At 65.6% G+C, this 16,111-nt stretch carries 15 protein-coding genes and 1 pseudogene; 11 read left to right on the top strand and 5 right to left on the bottom strand.

Annotated elements, in window-relative coordinates:
* The first annotated feature begins 9 nt into the window (after window positions 1–9).
* From VGN46_RS10740 to VGN46_RS10690, 11 genes and pseudogenes are all read left to right on the top strand, one after another.
* Entirely contained in the window at window positions 10–909 is a 900-nt protein-coding gene (locus tag VGN46_RS10740; RefSeq protein ID WP_331643565.1) for a hydroxymethylglutaryl-CoA lyase, read from the top strand.
* 128 nt (window positions 910–1,037) lie between these two features.
* Window positions 1,038–1,526: pseudogene (locus tag VGN46_RS10735) on the top strand (GNAT family N-acetyltransferase); the annotation flags it as partial.
* Between the two features lie 75 nt (window positions 1,527–1,601).
* Window positions 1,602–2,012: a GNAT family N-acetyltransferase gene (locus VGN46_RS10730; protein WP_331643627.1), complete on the top strand. Its 411-nt coding sequence runs from the start codon at window positions 1,602–1,604 to the stop codon at window positions 2,010–2,012.
* Window positions 2,009–2,572, top strand: a complete 564-nt coding sequence (locus VGN46_RS10725; protein ID WP_331643563.1) for an N-acetyltransferase family protein — start codon at window positions 2,009–2,011, stop codon at window positions 2,570–2,572. Before VGN46_RS10730 ends, VGN46_RS10725 begins: the two co-directional genes overlap by 4 nt.
* 161 nt (window positions 2,573–2,733) lie before the next feature.
* Window positions 2,734–3,501 carry an SDR family NAD(P)-dependent oxidoreductase gene (locus tag VGN46_RS10720; RefSeq protein WP_331643560.1) on the top strand — a complete coding sequence of 256 codons (768 nt, stop codon included), beginning with the start codon at window positions 2,734–2,736 and terminating at the stop codon, window positions 3,499–3,501.
* Window positions 3,502–3,528: 27 nt separating this feature from the next.
* The gene (gene yeiP / locus VGN46_RS10715; protein ID WP_331643557.1) at window positions 3,529–4,092 is read left to right on the top strand and encodes an elongation factor P-like protein YeiP; all 564 of its coding nucleotides are present in this window, start codon (window positions 3,529–3,531) and stop codon (window positions 4,090–4,092) included.
* 115 nt (window positions 4,093–4,207) lie between these two features.
* Window positions 4,208–6,280, top strand: coding sequence for an FUSC family protein (locus VGN46_RS10710; RefSeq protein WP_331643555.1), 2,073 nt, complete (start codon window positions 4,208–4,210; stop codon window positions 6,278–6,280).
* Between the two features lie 101 nt (window positions 6,281–6,381).
* Window positions 6,382–7,458, top strand: coding sequence for an amidohydrolase family protein (locus tag VGN46_RS10705; RefSeq protein ID WP_331643553.1), 1,077 nt, complete (start codon window positions 6,382–6,384; stop codon window positions 7,456–7,458).
* 77 nt (window positions 7,459–7,535) lie between these two features.
* A complete protein-coding gene (locus tag VGN46_RS10700; RefSeq protein WP_331643551.1) occupies window positions 7,536–8,036 on the top strand; it encodes a hypothetical protein in 501 nt (166 codons plus the stop codon).
* Window positions 8,037–8,054: 18 nt separating this feature from the next.
* A complete protein-coding gene (kynU, locus tag VGN46_RS10695; RefSeq protein WP_331643549.1) occupies window positions 8,055–9,335 on the top strand; it encodes a kynureninase in 1,281 nt (426 codons plus the stop codon).
* Window positions 9,336–9,388: 53 nt separating this feature from the next.
* A complete protein-coding gene (locus VGN46_RS10690) occupies window positions 9,389–10,033 on the top strand; it encodes a hypothetical protein (protein WP_331643547.1) in 645 nt (214 codons plus the stop codon).
* A gap of 42 nt (window positions 10,034–10,075) precedes the next feature.
* On the opposite strand, the gene VGN46_RS10685 is transcribed toward VGN46_RS10690, so the two are convergent.
* From VGN46_RS10685 to VGN46_RS10665, 5 genes are all read right to left on the bottom strand, one after another.
* Complete coding sequence (locus VGN46_RS10685; protein ID WP_331643545.1) at window positions 10,076–11,329, bottom strand: glutamate-5-semialdehyde dehydrogenase; 1,254 nt, start codon at window positions 11,327–11,329, stop codon at window positions 10,076–10,078.
* On the bottom strand, window positions 11,326–12,465 hold the full coding sequence (gene proB / locus VGN46_RS10680) for a glutamate 5-kinase (protein WP_331643543.1): 1,140 nt from the start codon (window positions 12,463–12,465) through the stop codon (window positions 11,326–11,328). Before proB ends, VGN46_RS10685 begins: the two co-directional genes overlap by 4 nt.
* Before the next feature lie 97 nt (window positions 12,466–12,562).
* Window positions 12,563–13,855: an argininosuccinate lyase gene (locus tag VGN46_RS10675; RefSeq protein ID WP_331643541.1), complete on the bottom strand. Its 1,293-nt coding sequence runs from the start codon at window positions 13,853–13,855 to the stop codon at window positions 12,563–12,565.
* A 9-nt stretch (window positions 13,856–13,864) separates the two neighbouring features.
* Entirely contained in the window at window positions 13,865–14,812 is a 948-nt protein-coding gene (argC, locus tag VGN46_RS10670; RefSeq protein ID WP_331643539.1) for an N-acetyl-gamma-glutamyl-phosphate reductase, read from the bottom strand.
* Window positions 14,813–14,820: 8 nt separating this feature from the next.
* Entirely contained in the window at window positions 14,821–16,086 is a 1,266-nt protein-coding gene (locus tag VGN46_RS10665) for an acetylglutamate kinase (protein WP_414675250.1), read from the bottom strand.
* Window positions 16,087–16,111 lie beyond the last annotated feature (25 nt).

Raw genomic sequence — 16,111 nt, 5'->3', positions numbered from 1 at the left:
GGAGCATCCATGAACACCTCGAACCACATCCGTATCGTCGAAGTGGGCCCCCGTGACGGCCTGCAGAACGAAAAAACCATGCTGCCCGCCGCGGTAAAGATCGAACTGATCAACCGTCTCTCGGAGACGGGATTGCAGACGATCGAAGCCACCAGCTTCGTGAGCCCGAAGTGGGTACCGCAACTCGCCGATGCCGCCGAGGTGTTCACCGCGATCCGCAAGGCGCCTGGCGTGGTCTACCCCGTGCTGGTGCCGAATCTGCAGGGCTATGAGCGGGCTCGCGAAGTAGGAGCCACGGAAGTCGCGGTATTTACCGCCGCGTCGGAAGCGTTCAACCAGAAGAACATCAACGCGTCCATCGATGAGTCGATCGATCGCTTCGTGCCGGTGATGGAGCGTGCGCGCGCCGAGGGCGTGGCCGTGCGTGGTTACGTTTCCACCGTACTGGGCTGCCCCTACCAGGGCGAGGTGCCGGTGGCCGATGTGGTGCGTGTCGCGAAACGCCTCCACGAACTGGGCTGCCACGAGATCTCGCTGGGCGACACGATCGGCGTTGGCACGCCTGCCAAGGCGCGGGCGATGCTGCGCGCGGTGGCAAGTGAAGTACCGATGGCGGCACTGGCCGTGCATTTCCACGATACCTACGGCCAGGCCCTCGCCAATATTCTTTCCTGCCTGGAAGAAGGCGTGCGCGTGGTCGACAGTGCGGTCTCAGGGACGGGCGGCTGCCCCTACGCAAAGGGCGCCACAGGCAATGTGGCAAGCGAAGACGTGGTCTACATGCTGCATGGCATGGGCATGAGCACGGGCGTGGATCTGGATAGCCTGGTGCAGGTCGGCGCGTGGCTCGCCGCGCAACTGGGCAAGGACACGGCGAGCCGGGTGACCAAGGCTCGTACGGCTGCCTGAGGAGGCGGGGATCGCGCGCAAGCGCGGCTCCTACAAAAGCCTTCGCAGGTCTTGTGTAGGAGCGCGCTTGCGCGCGATCCGGCAACGAAGCGGTGACGCCATACCCTCCCCCATGGCAGCATCACCCCATGGCCTCTCCCGAACCCCTCATCCGCCCCATCGAACCGCGCGACGACACCCAGGTCGCCGCGGTCATACGTGCCGTCATGCCCGAGTTCGGGGCGGATGGACCCGGCTTCGCCATCCATGACCCCGAGGTGGACCACATGTCCGCTGCCTACGCGGGAGGACGAAAGGCTTACTTCGTCGTCGAGATCGACGGCCATGTCGTCGGTGGCGCGGGCATCGCCCCGCTCGAAGGCGGCGACGCGGTCACCTGCGAACTGCGCAAGATGTATTTCCTGCCTGCCGCGCGCGGTACCGGCGCCGCCTCACGGCTGATGCGCCAGTGCCTCGATGCCGCGCGGCGCGAAGGTTTCACCCGCTGCTATCTCGAAACGCTTACCGGTATGGACGCCGCCCAGGCGGTGTACCTGCGCCACGGCTTCACGCGAATCAATGCCCCGATGGGTGGCACCGGTCACTTCGCCTGCGATCGTTTCTTCTTGCGCAGCCTCAACGACGGCGACCTCATCGTCGCGCCGAAACCGCCCTCCCTCGCCTTCGCCATTGACGATCCGGGCCGCACCGATGTGCTGCCCCTGATCGAACAACTGCACGGCTACCTTTCCGACCTCGACCGCCACCCCGTCTCACCGGCGGTCACCGTGGAAAGCCTGCAGCGGCCGCACGTCACCTTCATGACCGCGCGTGTCGACGGCATCCCGCTTGCGTGCGGTGCCGGCCTCGACCTGGGCGAGTACGTGGAGTTGAAATACATGTATGTACTCCCCGCTTGCCGTGGCATGGGCCTGGGCAAGCAGATGCTGGAAGCCCTTGAAGCCCAGGTACGCAAAGCGGGCGGCACACTGGTGCGCCTGGAAACAGGTACGGCGCAACTGGAATCGATCGAACTGTATGAACGTTCCGGCTACCGCCGCTGCCCGCCGTTCGGCGATCATCACGCGCACCCCGGCAGCATTTTCATGGAAAAGCCCTTGTGATCCGTATCGCCACCGAAGCCGACGCCGCCGCGTGCCACGCCATCTACGCCCCCATCGTCGAGACCAGCGCCATCACCTTTGAAACCGAACTGCCTGGCGAAGCGGTGATGCGCGAGCGCATCCGCACGCGCCTGCAGAACCACCCGTGGCTGGTTTGGGAAGACCAGGGCGAGGTCGTCGCCTATGCCTACGCCGGCCGATTCCGCGAGCGTGCCGCGTACGACTGGATCGCCGAGACCTCGATCTACGTGCACGAAAAGGCCCGCCGCCGCGGCATCGCCCGCCGGCTCTACGCAGTGCTGCTGGACGCGATGCAGCGCCAGGGGATCAACCAGGCGGTCGGCGTGATCACCCTGCCCGGCGACACCAGCGTGGCCATGCACGAGGCCATGGGCTTCGCCCCCGCCGGTGTCTGGCCGAAGGCAGGCTACAAACTCGGCCGCTGGTGGGACGTAGGCGTGTGGAGCAGGTTCATGAGCGAACCATCGGTACCGCCGGTGCCCGTCGTGCCGTTCGCCACGCTGGCCACGCAGGGCGGCCTGGACGACCTCCTCGACTAACCGAGCCCTTTAGGAGCGCGCTTGCGCGCGATCGGGGCTTGCCGCGAGCACCCATCGCGCGCAAGCGCGCTCCTACATTCGGCTTTTTGCGGCGGCGCGGCAGCGCCTTGGGCGCGCCCTCGGCTAAACTCGGCGTTTTCGCCCCTATCCCCGGAGTCATCATGCAGCTCGATCAGGTCAAGGCCGTCATTACCGGTGGCGCCTCCGGTCTCGGCCATGCCGTTGCCCAGCGCCTCGTCGCCGCCGGCGCCAAGGTCGCCCTCTTCGATGTGAACGAGGAAAAAGGCCACGCTGCGGTAGCGGCCCTAGGCACCCAGGCAAGCTTCCAGCGTACCGACGTGACCTCCGAAGAAGGCGTGGCCGCCAACGTCGCCGCCGCCGCGCAGGCCATGGGTGGCCTGAACGTGGTGGTGAACTGCGCAGGCATCCTCGGTGCGGGTCGCGTCCTGGGCAAGGAAGGCGCCATGCCGCTCGCGACCTTCGGCGGCACGGTCATGGTCAACCTCGTGGGCAGCTTCAACGTGGCCAAGGCGGCAGCGCAACTCATGCAGGCCAACAGCGCCGGTGACGACGGCGAGCGTGGCGTCATCATCAACACGGCATCCGTCGCCGCCTATGAAGGCCAGATCGGCCAGGCCGCGTATTCCGCCTCGAAGGGCGGTGTCGTGGGCATGACCTTGCCGATGGCGCGCGAGCTCTCGCGATTCGGCATCCGCGTGAATACGATCGCCCCAGGTATCTTCTGGACCCCGATGGTCGATGGCATGCCGCCGCAGGTGCAGGAGTCGCTGTCAGCCTCCATCCCGTTCCCCTCGCGCCTGGGCAAGCCGGATGAATTCGCCGACATGGTCGCGTTCATCCTTGGCGCGCGCTACCTCAACGGCGAAACCATCCGCCTCGACGGCGCCGTCCGTCTCGCTCCGAAATAATCCAACCAACGCACCGGCATCCAGGCCATGAAAGCATCTGACGTAAAGAAGGGAAATGTCGTCGAGAACGACGGCATCGTGTACCAGGTACGTGATATCGAACGCAGCTCGCCCAGCGCGCGCGGCGGCAACATCACCTACCGTTTCACGCTCTACTCCATCCCCGGCAACCGCAAGTTCGACCTGAGCATCCGCTCGGAAGATGAGCTGAAGGAAGTCGACCTGGCCCGTCGCCAGGCGAAATTCTCGTACATGGATGGCGACGCGTTCGTCTTCATGGATGACGAGGACTACACGCAGTACGTGCTCGACGCGGCGGTGGTTGGCGACAACGCCGGCTACATCGTCGAAGACGCCGAGGGCTACTACGTGCAGGTGATCGACGATGCACCGGTCGGCCTGCAGGTTCCCAGCAGCGTCGTGCTCACCGTGGTCGACACGGCGCCTGAACTTAAGGGCTCCAGCGCCACCAAGCGCAACAAGCCGGCCAAGCTCAGCACCGGCATCGAGATCCAGGTGCCTGAGTACATCACCAACGGCGAGAAGGTGACGGTGAACACCCTCACCGGCGAATTCTCAGGCCGCGCCTGATGCATCGCGCGGGGCGGAACGCATCATCGCTTCCGCCCTGCGTTTTCGCTCGCCGTACAGTCAGGAAGGCTGCGGCACAATCATCGGCCCACAGGAAGGGCCACCGCACACCACCATGAGCCAGGGTTACTCGCTTCGCGCCAGCGTCATCGATACCCTGATCCGGACGAAGCGTCCCGATGTCCCCATGCGTGTCGCCCTGCGCAATACCGCGGCGGTCGTCCTTCCACTCGCGATCGGCATCTACGCCGGCTACCCGCAGGTCGGTATCGGTATCGCCGCCGGTGCGCTCGATACCATGTTCTCCGACCAGCCTGGCCCCTACCAGCAGCGACTCAGCCGGTTGTTCCTCGCCGCGCTCTCCGCCGGTGCCGCTGGCCTCATCGGCTTCCTGATCGGCAACGATGTCTTACCCATGGCGCTGGCCTGCATCGTCTGTGGTTTTTTCGGCGGCATGCTCGTGGTGTTCGGGCCCGATCTCGCACGGGTGGGCATGACCAGCATGTTGCTGCTCGTGATCTGCGCCGCCGTGCCCACCGACTGGCGCGGCGCGGTGGCCGGTGGCAGCCTGATTTTCGCTGGCGGCATGTTGCTGGCCGCCTTCTCGGTCGCCGCATGGCCTTTGCAGCGCTACCTGCCCGAGCGGCGCGCGCTTGCCGCTGTCTACCGCGGCCTGGCCGAGCTAGCCAGGCAGCCGCTGCGCGAGGGCGAGGCGCCAGCCCTGACCGAGGCGATGAATGAGCTGCAGATCACCCTGCTCGGCCGGCACCACGCACGCGGCCGCGCAATGGAAGCGTTCCGCGTGCTGCTGGAACTCGCCGAGCGCGTGCGCCTCGAGCTCGTTGCCATGGCTGAACTGGAAACACGCCGCGATAGCATGGGGGAGATGTTCCGCGCCGATGCCGCCCGCGTGCTTAGCGCAACCGCGGCGGCGCTGGATGCCGCCGAACCGCCGGAACGGGCACAGCGCGCGCTGGCCACGCTGCAGGCGAGCGAACGCGCCCTGCTCAGCGCCGGCGCCTCGGGCCTGGGACTCACCGCGCATATCCGCGCCCTATCCGGCCAGCTCGCCGCCGTGGTGCGTAACACCAACTGGGCCGGCAGCCGCGGTGAAGAGCGCGCACAACGTGAGGAAGTCACCCTCCCCGAAACCCTGCGCAGTACGTCACCGTGGGCGACGCTGCGTGCCAACCTCACGCCGCATTCGGTCGCGTTCCGGCATGCGGTGCGCTGCGCCGTGGTGCTCACGCTGGCTTTCGTTCTATCGCGGCACTTCCAACTGCCGCATGGTTACTGGCTGCCGATGACCGCCGCCATCGTCCTGCGCCCGGACTTTGCCGCCACGTTCAACTTCGGCTTGCTCCGCGTCGTCGGTACCGTGCTCGGCCTGATGTTGACCACTTTCCTGTTGCGCCTGACCCCGGATGTCGTCTGGGCGCACCTCACGGTGATGGCGGTCCTGTGCGTCGCGTTCCGTTACCTCGCCGGCGCGCATTACGGCATCGCCGTCGCCGCCCTCACCGGCACCGTCGTGGTGCTGCTGTCGTTTGAGGGCGTGGATCCGTTCAACGCAATGTCTGATCGCGTGCTAAATACGGTGCTGGGCAGCGCGCTCGCCTTGCTCGCTTACGTGTTGTGGCCATCGTGGGAGCGTCACCGCGCCCGCACCGCGTTGTCGGAAATGCTTTGCGCGTATGCCGATTACCTCGATGCGCTGGTGTTGCCTGCCGACGCCCGCAAGCGCCAGGAAGTACGCAGCGCCACGCGCACTGCCCGCACCAACGCACAGGCCTCCGTCGACCGCATGCGCGCGGAGCCGGGCACACCCGCCTTGCTACAAGAACTGGCTGAAACGCTGTATGCGAACGGCAACCGTGTCGCACGTACCGGTATGACGCTGGAAGCCCTGATCGAAGCGGGCGATACCCCTCCCGAATGGGAGCACGTCGGGCCGTTCATCAAGGAAGCCTCGGGGGAGTTGCGCAAGTTCGGCCTGGCCCTGACCCATGTCGAGCCGGTGGATATCCCGCCGCGCCTGCGCGACCACCAACGCGCGCTGGTCGATGCGCTGGCGCGTACGCCGGACCGCGCGCTGGCCGAGGTCATCGGGCGCCTCACCGATCGGTTGACCGATAACGTCGATACCATCGCCCATGTGGTTAATCGGCGGAGCAGCGCTCCGGCCTGATCGCGCGCAAGCGCGCTCCTACAGGGGTGCGCGCGGCCGCCATGCGCAGGTCTTGTGTAGGAGCGCGCTTGCGCGCGATGGCTGAGACCCCGTGAACGCCCATGCTGCACCGCCAGAGGCGCCCGGCGGCCGCCGGCCCTACACTCGGCTCCATGCTCAAGATCGACACCCACGCGCACATCCTGCCTCGGGACTGGCCCGATCTGGCGTCCCGTTTTGGCGACGACCGTTTCCCGGTCATGACCCACAGCGGCGGCCACCACCGGATCTACCGTGGCGGCAAATTCTTCCGCGAAGTGTGGGATTCCGCGTTCGACATGGATCACCGGATCAAGGACTACTCCCGCTTCGGCGTCGGCGTCCAGGTGGCCTCCACGGTACCCGTGATGTTTTCGTACTGGGCGAAGGGCCACCAGGCGCTCGAACTGCACACGCATCTCAACGACAGCATGGCCCAGGTGTGCGAGGCACGCCCGCGCAACTACGCCGGTATCGGCACGGTACCGCTGCAATCGCCTGACCTCGCCATCCGCGAAATGGAGCGCTGCATCGGCGAACTCGGTCTGCAAGGCGTGCAGATCGGCTCGCATTGCAATGACTGGAACCTGGACGCGGACGAGCTGTTCCCTTTCTTCGAAGCCGCCGCCGATCTTGGCGCCGCGGTTCTGGTGCACCCGTGGGACATGATGGGCACGGAGACGATGCCCAAATACTGGATGCCCTGGCTCGTGGGAATGCCGGCGGAGCAATCACGGGCTGCATGCTCGCTGATCTTCGGTGGCGTGCTGGAACGCCTGCCCGACCTGCGGGTGATGCTGGCCCACGGTGGCGGCAGCTTCCCCTACACCATCGGCCGTATCGAACACGGTTTCCGCATGCGGCCCGACCTGGTCGCCACCGACAACGCGCGCAACCCGCGCGAATACTTCAAGCGCCTGTTCTTCGATTCCTGCGTGCACGACGACACGGCACTGCGCTACCTGCTGGATACCGTCGGCACCGACCGCGTGATGCTGGGGACCGACTACCCCTTCCCCCTGGGCGAACAGGAGCCCGGCAGTGGCATCGAGGCCCTGGGCCTCGACGAGGCCAGCCGCGCCCGCCTGTTCCACGGCACGGCACTCGAGTGGCTCGGGGTCCCCCTCGCCCGCTTCCAGTCCGTTGCTGCCGTGGCGTGACGCGGCGCACACCGCCATCGCGGCCGGGTCGCGGCGGGTATGCCAAAATGGCAAGACTTCCCGGGGGAAATCGACCGATGCTTCGCAAGTTGCTGCGCGCCCTTCCGCTCGCGCTCGTTCTGGCCGCACCTGCTATCCACGCTGCCGATGTCGCCATGGCCGACGGGGTCATTCATTTCACCGTACCGGACAACTGGTCGCTGATCATGCAGTCCAGCGGCGAGACCGAAACCCAGGTATTCCAGGTGCCCGGCTCCAGCCATGCCGACGCCACGCTCTCCCGCGTGACGATCACACTGAAGAAGGCGATGGACCTGCGCGCTTTCCAGACCTTCTCGGGCGAGTTGCGCAGCCGCGCCACCAACCTGAAGGACTATGCCCCAGGCAACCCCAAGGCGCCGACGGAAAATGTCTACTCGGCGAAAGAAGGCACGACGAAGCTCGACTACTACGAGCGCTACCTGTTCGCCAACGGTTACGCCATCCAGCTGCGTTGCATACGCCCCGATGGCGATGCGAAATTCAGCGCCACTTTCGACAAGGGCTGCACGGACGTGGCCAACTCCCTGCCCAACTGATGCTCCAGGTTTTTTGCCATGAACGGTTTTGAAGCCACCCATGCCTGGGCCGATGCCCAGGATGCCGCCGACCCCCTGCGCCGTTTCCGCGACGAGTTCCATATCCCGCCGCATGATGGTGGCGAAACGCGCTACTTCTGCGGCAATTCGCTAGGCCTGCAACCGAAGGGTGTGCGTGCCGCGTTGGAAGCGGAACTGGATGACTGGTCCGGGCTAGCGGTCGAGGCACATTTCCGCGGCCGTTCGCCCTGGATGAACTACCACGAGTATGTGCGTGACGCGATGGCCGACGTCGTCGGTGCGATGCCGCATGAAGTCGTGGCGATGAATTCGCTGGGCGTGAACCTGCACCTGTTGATGGTGAGCTTCTACCGCCCGACCCGGGAGCGCCCTGCGATCCTGATGGAAGCCGGCGCCTTTCCGACCGACCGTTACGCGCTGGAATCGCAGGTGCGCTTCCACGGCTTCGATCCGGCTACCGACCTGATCGAGATGAAGGCCGACGGCCCGGGCGGCACGCTGTCGATGGATGCCATCGAAGCGGCCATCGCCGAGCATGGCCACCGCGTAGCGCTGATCCTGTTGCCCGGTATCCAGTACCGCACCGGGCAAGTGTTCGACCTCAACCGCATTGTGGAATGCGGGCATGAAGCGGGTTGCCTCGTCGGTTTCGACCTTGCCCACGCTGCCGGCAACCTGCCGCTGACCTTGCACGACACCGGCGCGGACTTTGCCGTGTGGTGCACCTACAAATACCTGAACGCAGGTCCAGGTGCCGTCGCCGGCGCGTTCGTGCACGAACGCCACGCCAGGGCTGACGTGCCGCGGTTCGCGGGCTGGTGGGGTCACGACAAGAGCACCCGCTTCCAGATGGGTCCGGAATTCGTTCCGACACCTGGTGCCGATGGCTGGCAGCTTTCAAACCCACCGATCCTCGCCCTGGCGCCACTGCGTGCATCACTGGACGTATTTTCCCGCGCCGGCATGCCGCGCCTTGTCGAGAAGAGCCGCCGGCTCACGGCATACCTCGACTGGCTTATTCGCACGCGCCTGGATGACACGCTGGATATCGTGACGCCGAACGATCCAGCCCAGCGTGGTGCCCAGCTCTCGGTACGCGTGCGCGCCGGGCGTGACGCGGGGCGCGCGTTGTTCGAGTACCTCGAAACGAATGGCGTGATCGGCGACTGGCGTGAGCCTGACGTGATTCGCCTGTCGCCTACCCCGCTTTACAACCGCTTCGCGGATTGCCTTGGCGCCGTGGAAGCGATCGAAGCCTGGCGTGCGGGTCTGGCATGAGCGCGGGGGATCTTTTCGCCGCGCCGCACGTCGAGCGCGGGGACGACTTTGCCATGCAAGCGACCACGCATTGGTTGCGGCTGGTCCCGGGCAGGACGCTGTTTGGCCTGAAGGCCGGCGGCTTAGCCGTACAGCTTCCGGATTTACCGGATGGCGTTCGCCATCCAGGCCTGGAAGCCGCGACCGATGGTCACCGCGTCGCCTTGATCGACGTCAGCAGCCAATGGTTGCGCGATAACCCGGACCTCACCGACCGCTATGCGGCGAACCTGCGCGGCGTACTGGCGAACAAGGCAGCCCGCGTGGACGCGTATGCGAAGCACGTGATGGTCCATGGCAGCATCGAGTTGTTCCTCGGACGGGAGCTGGATCGTGTGCCGCTTGAGGTCGAAGCGGGTGATGGGTCCTATGAGGTGGCGGTGAACCTGCTCGCCAACGCGCCGCGTAATGGGCGTGCCGCCTTTGCCATGCCGCGTGGCGCGGGGTCCTCTAAGTACGACGACCCGGACTTTCTTGCCGGCACACAATCGTGGATTGATGGCGAGCGGTTGCTGATTGAGTTCACACCGGAGGAAGGCGGCCGGCAGGAGACGCTGGCTGCGGACCGCAAGCAGTTCCTTACGGCTCTAGAGCGGTGCTGGGCGACCATGCAAGCCGTCTCCGAACGCATGCGCCGCGGCCTGCCTGGCGTTGCCTGACGTTGTCGTTGCTCAGTCTTCGATTGCCGGCCATTTGAATCGCTAAACAGGATGCCGCGTCTGACCCACTCCACGCACCACGAACCTTTCGACGGTCAGTGATTCGGCACCCATGGGGCCATACGCGTGCAATCGTGTCGTCGAAATGCCGATCTCGGTCCCCAGCCCGAGCTCTCCACCATCGCTGAAGCGCGACGAAGCGTTCACCATCACCACCGCCGACCGAAGCGCCTTCACGAACCGCTCGCCGGCGTTCACGTCCTGCGTGGCGATGACCTCGGTATGGTCGGAACCAAACCGGCGAATGTGTGTGATGGCTTCATCGATATCCGGCACCACACGCACGGCGATAACGAGATCAAGAAACTCGGCAGCGTAATCTTCGTCGGTGGCTACGCCGACCTCGGGCGCAAGGATGCGCGTGGCTTCGTCGCCACGTACTTCCACACCGCGGGCGTGCAACGCGGCAACCGCTTTGGGAAGAAACGACGCGGCGATGTCCTGGTGGACCAGCAAGGTCTCCAGCGCATTGCACACGCCGGGTCGGCTGGTCTTGCCGTCGATGAGCAGGTCGATGGCGAGCGTTTCGTCGGCATCCTGGTCGACGTAGAGATGGCAGACGCCCTTGTAGTGCTTGATGACCGGCACGCGGGCATGCTCGGCAACGAAGCGGATGAGGCCTTCGCCGCCGCGGGGGATCGCCAGGTCGACGATGTCGGTGAGTTGAAGCAGTTCAACCATGGCCTCGCGGCTGGGATCGTCGATCACCGTGACGGCTGCCTCGGGCAGGCCTTCCTCGCGCAAGGCACGGCGAAGCGCACCGGCGATCGCGAGGTTGGAATGCATCGCATCGGAGCCGCCACGCAGGATCGCGGCGTTTCCCGCCATGAGGCAGAGCGCGGCGGCGTCGGCGGTCACGTTGGGGCGCGCCTCGTAGATCATGGCGATGACGCCGAGCGGGATGCGGACACGTTCGACGGTGATGCCGTTCGGGCGCACCTCGCGCCGGGTGACCTGGCCCACCGGATCGGAAAGTTCGGCGACCTGCCTGATCGCGGCAACCACGGCTGCCACGCGCCCCTCGTCGAGACGCAGCCGGTCGAGCATCGCAGCGCTTGTGCCGTTGTGGCGTGCGGCCTCCATGTCACGGGCGTTCGCTTTGAGTACCGCATGCGTCTCAGCGGCCAGCGCGTCCGCCATACGATGGAGCAGGCGCTGCTTCGCTGCCGTATCGAGGGCAGCGACGGCCGGCGCGGCGTCGCGGCAGGCCAGGGCCTGGTCTCGCAGGTGGGTCATGGTGTTCTCGCGGGTTCGGGCAGGACGACGAGATCATCCCGGTGGACGATGGTTTCCCCGTAGCTGTAGCCGAGGACCGCTTCGATGTCACGCGTATGCCGTTTGGCAATCCGGCGTACGTCGGTCGCGGCGTACTGCGCAATGCCGCGGGCGAACGGTGCATTGTCGGTAGCTATCTCGATGACATCGCCACGGGCGAAGTCGCCGGTCGCGTCGACGACGCCACCGGGAAGCAGCGAGGCACCACGGCCGCGCAGCGCATCGAGCGCACCGGCATCCACGCTGATACGTCCCACTGCGGGGGCATGACGTAGCCAGTACTTGCGGGCAGCCAGGCGTGACTGTGGCGCGCGCAAGCGCGTGCCGGTAAGGACGCCATCAGCGAGGCGGCCAATGCACCGCGCATCCCGGCCATCGAACAACACCGTCTCGATACCGGCCGCCGCAGCCTTCATGGCAGCTTCCAGTTTCGTACGCATGCCGCCGGTTCCAGCGGCCGTCCCTGCGCCGCCCGCGCTGTCGAGATGCGCTGGGGTAAGCTCGACGACCTCGGGCACCGCCTGCGCGGAAGGATCAACGCGTGGATTGGCGGTGTACAGGCCAGTGATATCGGAGGCGATGAACAGCACATCGGCATCGACCAGCGCAGCGACGATCGCCGCAAGGTTGTCGTTATCGCCGAGCTTCAGTTCGTCGACGGCGACTGTGTCGTTCTCGTTGATGACGGGAATCGCGCCGAGGGCCAGCAACTCGCGCAGCGTGGTGCGGGCATTGAGATAGCGGCGGCGGTTACGCAGGTCGTCGTGGGTCAGGAGCACCTGCGCGACCGGAGCCTCGAAGAAGGTTTGCCACAAGCCAACGAGGCGGGTCTGGCCGAGCGCGGCGAGCGCCTGGCGGCCGCTGAGGCCCGTGCTGCGTGTGGGGGGTGGGACAATGCCGCGGCCGGCCGCGACGGCGCCTGAGGAGACGATGACGACTTCCCTGCCCGCCCGCCGGCTGGCCGTGACGAAGGCGGCCAGGGCCTCAGCGTACTCACCGGTGAGTGCACCCTCCGGCGTGGTCAGCAGGCTGCTGCCGACTTTCAGGACGGCGCGGTGCCATGCGGGTAGCGCTTGTTCGGTGAAGCCGGATGCCATCGTGCCTCCTGCTGTCTCCGTGTAGGAGCGCGCTTGCGCGCGATGGGGTCTTGTCGCGAGCACCCATCGCGCGCAAGCGCGCTCCTACAGGGAAGGGTTATTGCATCTTGGAGAGCCTTGCGCGGAGCGTGTCGAGCATCAGGTCGTTGCCAGCACCAGGCGAGGTGCGGGCGGCGAGGCTGGATTCCGGCGACCGGCCTTCGCCGGCCGAGCCGGCGGTCTCGGCGGCGGCGCGGTAGGCGTCGCGGAACGGGACGCCGGCCACGGCCTGCTCGATCGCCACGTCGGTGGCGTACATCGCCGGTTCGATCGCCGCGCGCATCTTGTCGGCCTTCCACTCGAAGCGGGCGAGCATGTCCGGCAGCAGTTCCAGGGCACCGAGGCCCATGGAGAAACCATGGAACAGCGAGCCCTTGGAGAACTGCAGGTCGCGCTGGTAGCCCGACGGCAGCGATAGCAGCTGCTCGATCTCGGTACGCGCCGCGGCGACGCTGGCGTAGCTTGCGCGAAGCAGCTCGACCACATCGGGGTTGCGTTTGTTCGGCATGATCGACGAACCGGTGGTGTACTCCGCCGGCAGTTTCACGAAATCGAACTCGGCCGTGGTGAACAGGGAAAGATCCCATGCCAGGCGGCGCGTATCGAGCAATGCGGTACCCACCGCATCCAGGGCGGCCATTTCAAACTTGCCACGGGAAAGCTGCGCGTAGATCGGCGAGACCTGCATGCGCGCAAAGCCCAGCGCCTGTGTGGTGTGCGCACGATCCAAGGCGACATTCACGCCATAACCTGCCGCGGTACCCAGCGGGTTGGCGTCGATCAGCTCCAGCGCCTGGCGGGCGCGCAGCGTGTTGTCGATAAACGCTTCGGCGAAAGCGGCAAACCACATGCCCGTCGACGACACCACCGCACGCTGGATGTGCGTGTAGCCCGGCATCGGCAACGCTTCGCCAGCGGCGCGCTCAAGACATACCTCGGCGATGCGGCGGCACACTGTCTCCAGCGTCGCCAGCTTCTCTTTCAACCACAAGCGCGTGGCGACCAGGATCTGATCGTTACGGCTGCGGCCAGTGTGCACGCGACGGCCGGCATCGCCGAGGCGCTCGGTCAGGCGAGCTTCGATCGCCGAATGACCATCTTCGAAGCGTTCATCGAGCACAAAAGCACCGGCCGTGAAATCCGCGGCCAGTGCATCAAGCTCACGCTTCAACGCGTCACGCTCATCAGCGGATACGACACCGATATTGGCAAGGCCCTCGACATGCGCCTTGCTCGCGGTGATGTCATGCAGGAAAAATTCGCGATCCAGCACCACGTCGTTGCCGGCGAGGAAGCGCATGATCTTCGCATCGACCTGGGTATCGGATTTCTGCCAGAGCGGCTGGGTCATCGTCGGTCCTTAAAGCGGGATGGCGGTCAGCTCGTCGAAGCCGAGCGCGCGGTTGACGTTCTGCATGGCCTGGGTAGCGGCACCCTTGAGCAGGTTATCGAGCGTGGCAACCACGACGACGCGGCGACCATCGACGGAGAGCGCAAAGCCCCCCACCTCGAGATAATGCTTGTGCGCGATCTGGCTCACCCACGGCGCTTCATCCACGACGTGGATCAGCTTCTCGTTCGCGAAACGCGCCTCGAAACGCAGGACGATGTCCTCACGCCTGGCCTGCTTGGCGAGGTACAGGTTGGTGGTTACGGTCAGGCCACGGAAATGCGGCGCCACATGAGGCATGAACTCCACCGGCACGCCCAGGTGGCGGCTGGCTTCCTTTTCATGCATGTGCCCGGTCAGCGAGTACGGCATGAGGTTGTCGCGTAGCTTGTCCGGGTCGTTGCGGTCGGACGGCGTGGTACCCGCCCCCGAATAGCCCGAGACACCGAACGACACCGGCGGTGCGGCCAGCAGGTCCTTGATCGGCGCGATCGAGCACTGGATCGCGGTGGCATAGCAACCGGGGTTGCTGATGCGCTTCTCGCCGCGCCAGCGGTCGCGGTACAGCTCGGGCAGGCCGTAGTACCAGCGCTCGTCGAAGCGGTAGTCCGCGGAGAGATCGACGATGACGGTGTTGCCACCGACCTTATCGATCGCCTCGACGAAGGGCGCCGCCTTGCCGTTGGGCAGGGCCAGAATCACCACATCCACGCCCTGCTCCGCCACGGCGGCCGGATCCAGGTTGGAGTAGGCCAGATCGCCCTTGTACACGTCGTTGTGCTCGGCAAGGCGCTGGCCATCCAGCTCGCGCGACGACACAAACGCCAGTTCCAGCGAGGGATGGCGAGCGATGAGGCGGATCAGCTCGGCGCCCGTGTGGCCGCGTGCACCGACGATACCGATGGTCTTGGTGGCCATGGCTTGGGTCAATCCTGCAAGGTGGGGATGCGGGTGGCGCAATGAGTCACGCAGCGCTCGATATCGGCGAAGTTATCCAGGCCGTACCAGAACACCTTCCAGCGCGACTGCTTGAAGCAGCCATCGGATTCCGCGTAGTAAAAATGGTTGATCGCGTTGCCATGGCGCGAGCGCCAGAACAGCGTCGGGTTCTCGTCACGCATGACCTGCCACACCGCACGGCCCAGGCCTTCGCCCTGGGCCTCGTCGAGCACGGCGAACTTGTCGAGGTAGGCGAAGCCGTCTTCGTGAGTGAGCACCATCGCGGCGCGATAGTTCTCCGACACGTACAGACGGAACAGCTTCGTGCGCTCGAAATAGTCCGGGACCAGCGTGCGGCCGAAGCTGGATTCGATCAGCGAGGTCATCCGCTCAAGGTCCACGCCTTCCCACGAATCGAAACGCAGGACACGCTCACCACGGCGCACCAGCGTGCCCGAGCCCTTGTGCGTGAACAGTTCCTTCGCGAGATCAGCCGGGCGGGTGATCGACACCGACGAGGTCAGTGGCAGGTCGTCCAGCAGGTCTTTGATCTGCTCGATCTTCAGGCGCATGCCCGAGTGCAGCCAGGGTTGCTCAAGCAACTGCTCGAACTCGGTCGAGAGATTGATCGAATCGATGATGTTGCCTTCGCCATCAAGCAAACCACCTGTGCCGGTAAGGAACACGATCTTGTACGGCTGCAGCACGCGGACCAGTTCGTTGGCGGCGAAGTCGGCATTGATGTTGAGGATCTGGCCCGAATCTGTCTCGCCCAGGCTCGCGATGACCGGGATGGAGCCGGCACGCAGGCTGGCTTCGATCGGCGCCAGATTGATCGAACGCACCTTGCCGACCAGCCCGAGCTGATCCGGATCGAGGTAATCGGCGGTGAACACGCCCGACGGCACCGATGTCGCACGCGTATCCACTTCCTGCAGCGCTTCCACCAGGCGCAGGTTCTGCGACTGGAAGACCCGCCGCACGATCGCCAGGGCTTCCGGCGACGTGACGCGCAGGCCGTTCACGGTCTTCTTGACGATGCCGGCCGCCGAAAGCTCTTCATCCAGCTGCGGACCCGCACCATGCAGCACGATAGGGGTAAGGCCCACCTGCTGCAGGAATGAGAGCGACGAGGTCAGGTCGGCCAGCTCATCACGCAGCACCGCACCACCGACCTTGACCACCGCGAAGCGCTTGGCATCGAGCTGGGAGAAGCGCTTGAGGTACTGCTGGATCTCGCGCGCGCTGCCCATGGCACCCAGCAGGCGGACGATGGTT

Source organism: Luteibacter sp., assembly GCF_036500425.1.
Taxonomy (GTDB): domain Bacteria; phylum Pseudomonadota; class Gammaproteobacteria; order Xanthomonadales; family Rhodanobacteraceae; genus Luteibacter.
The sequence above is the reverse complement of the archived record's forward strand: the minus strand, read 5'-3'. Positions and strand labels throughout refer to the sequence as shown.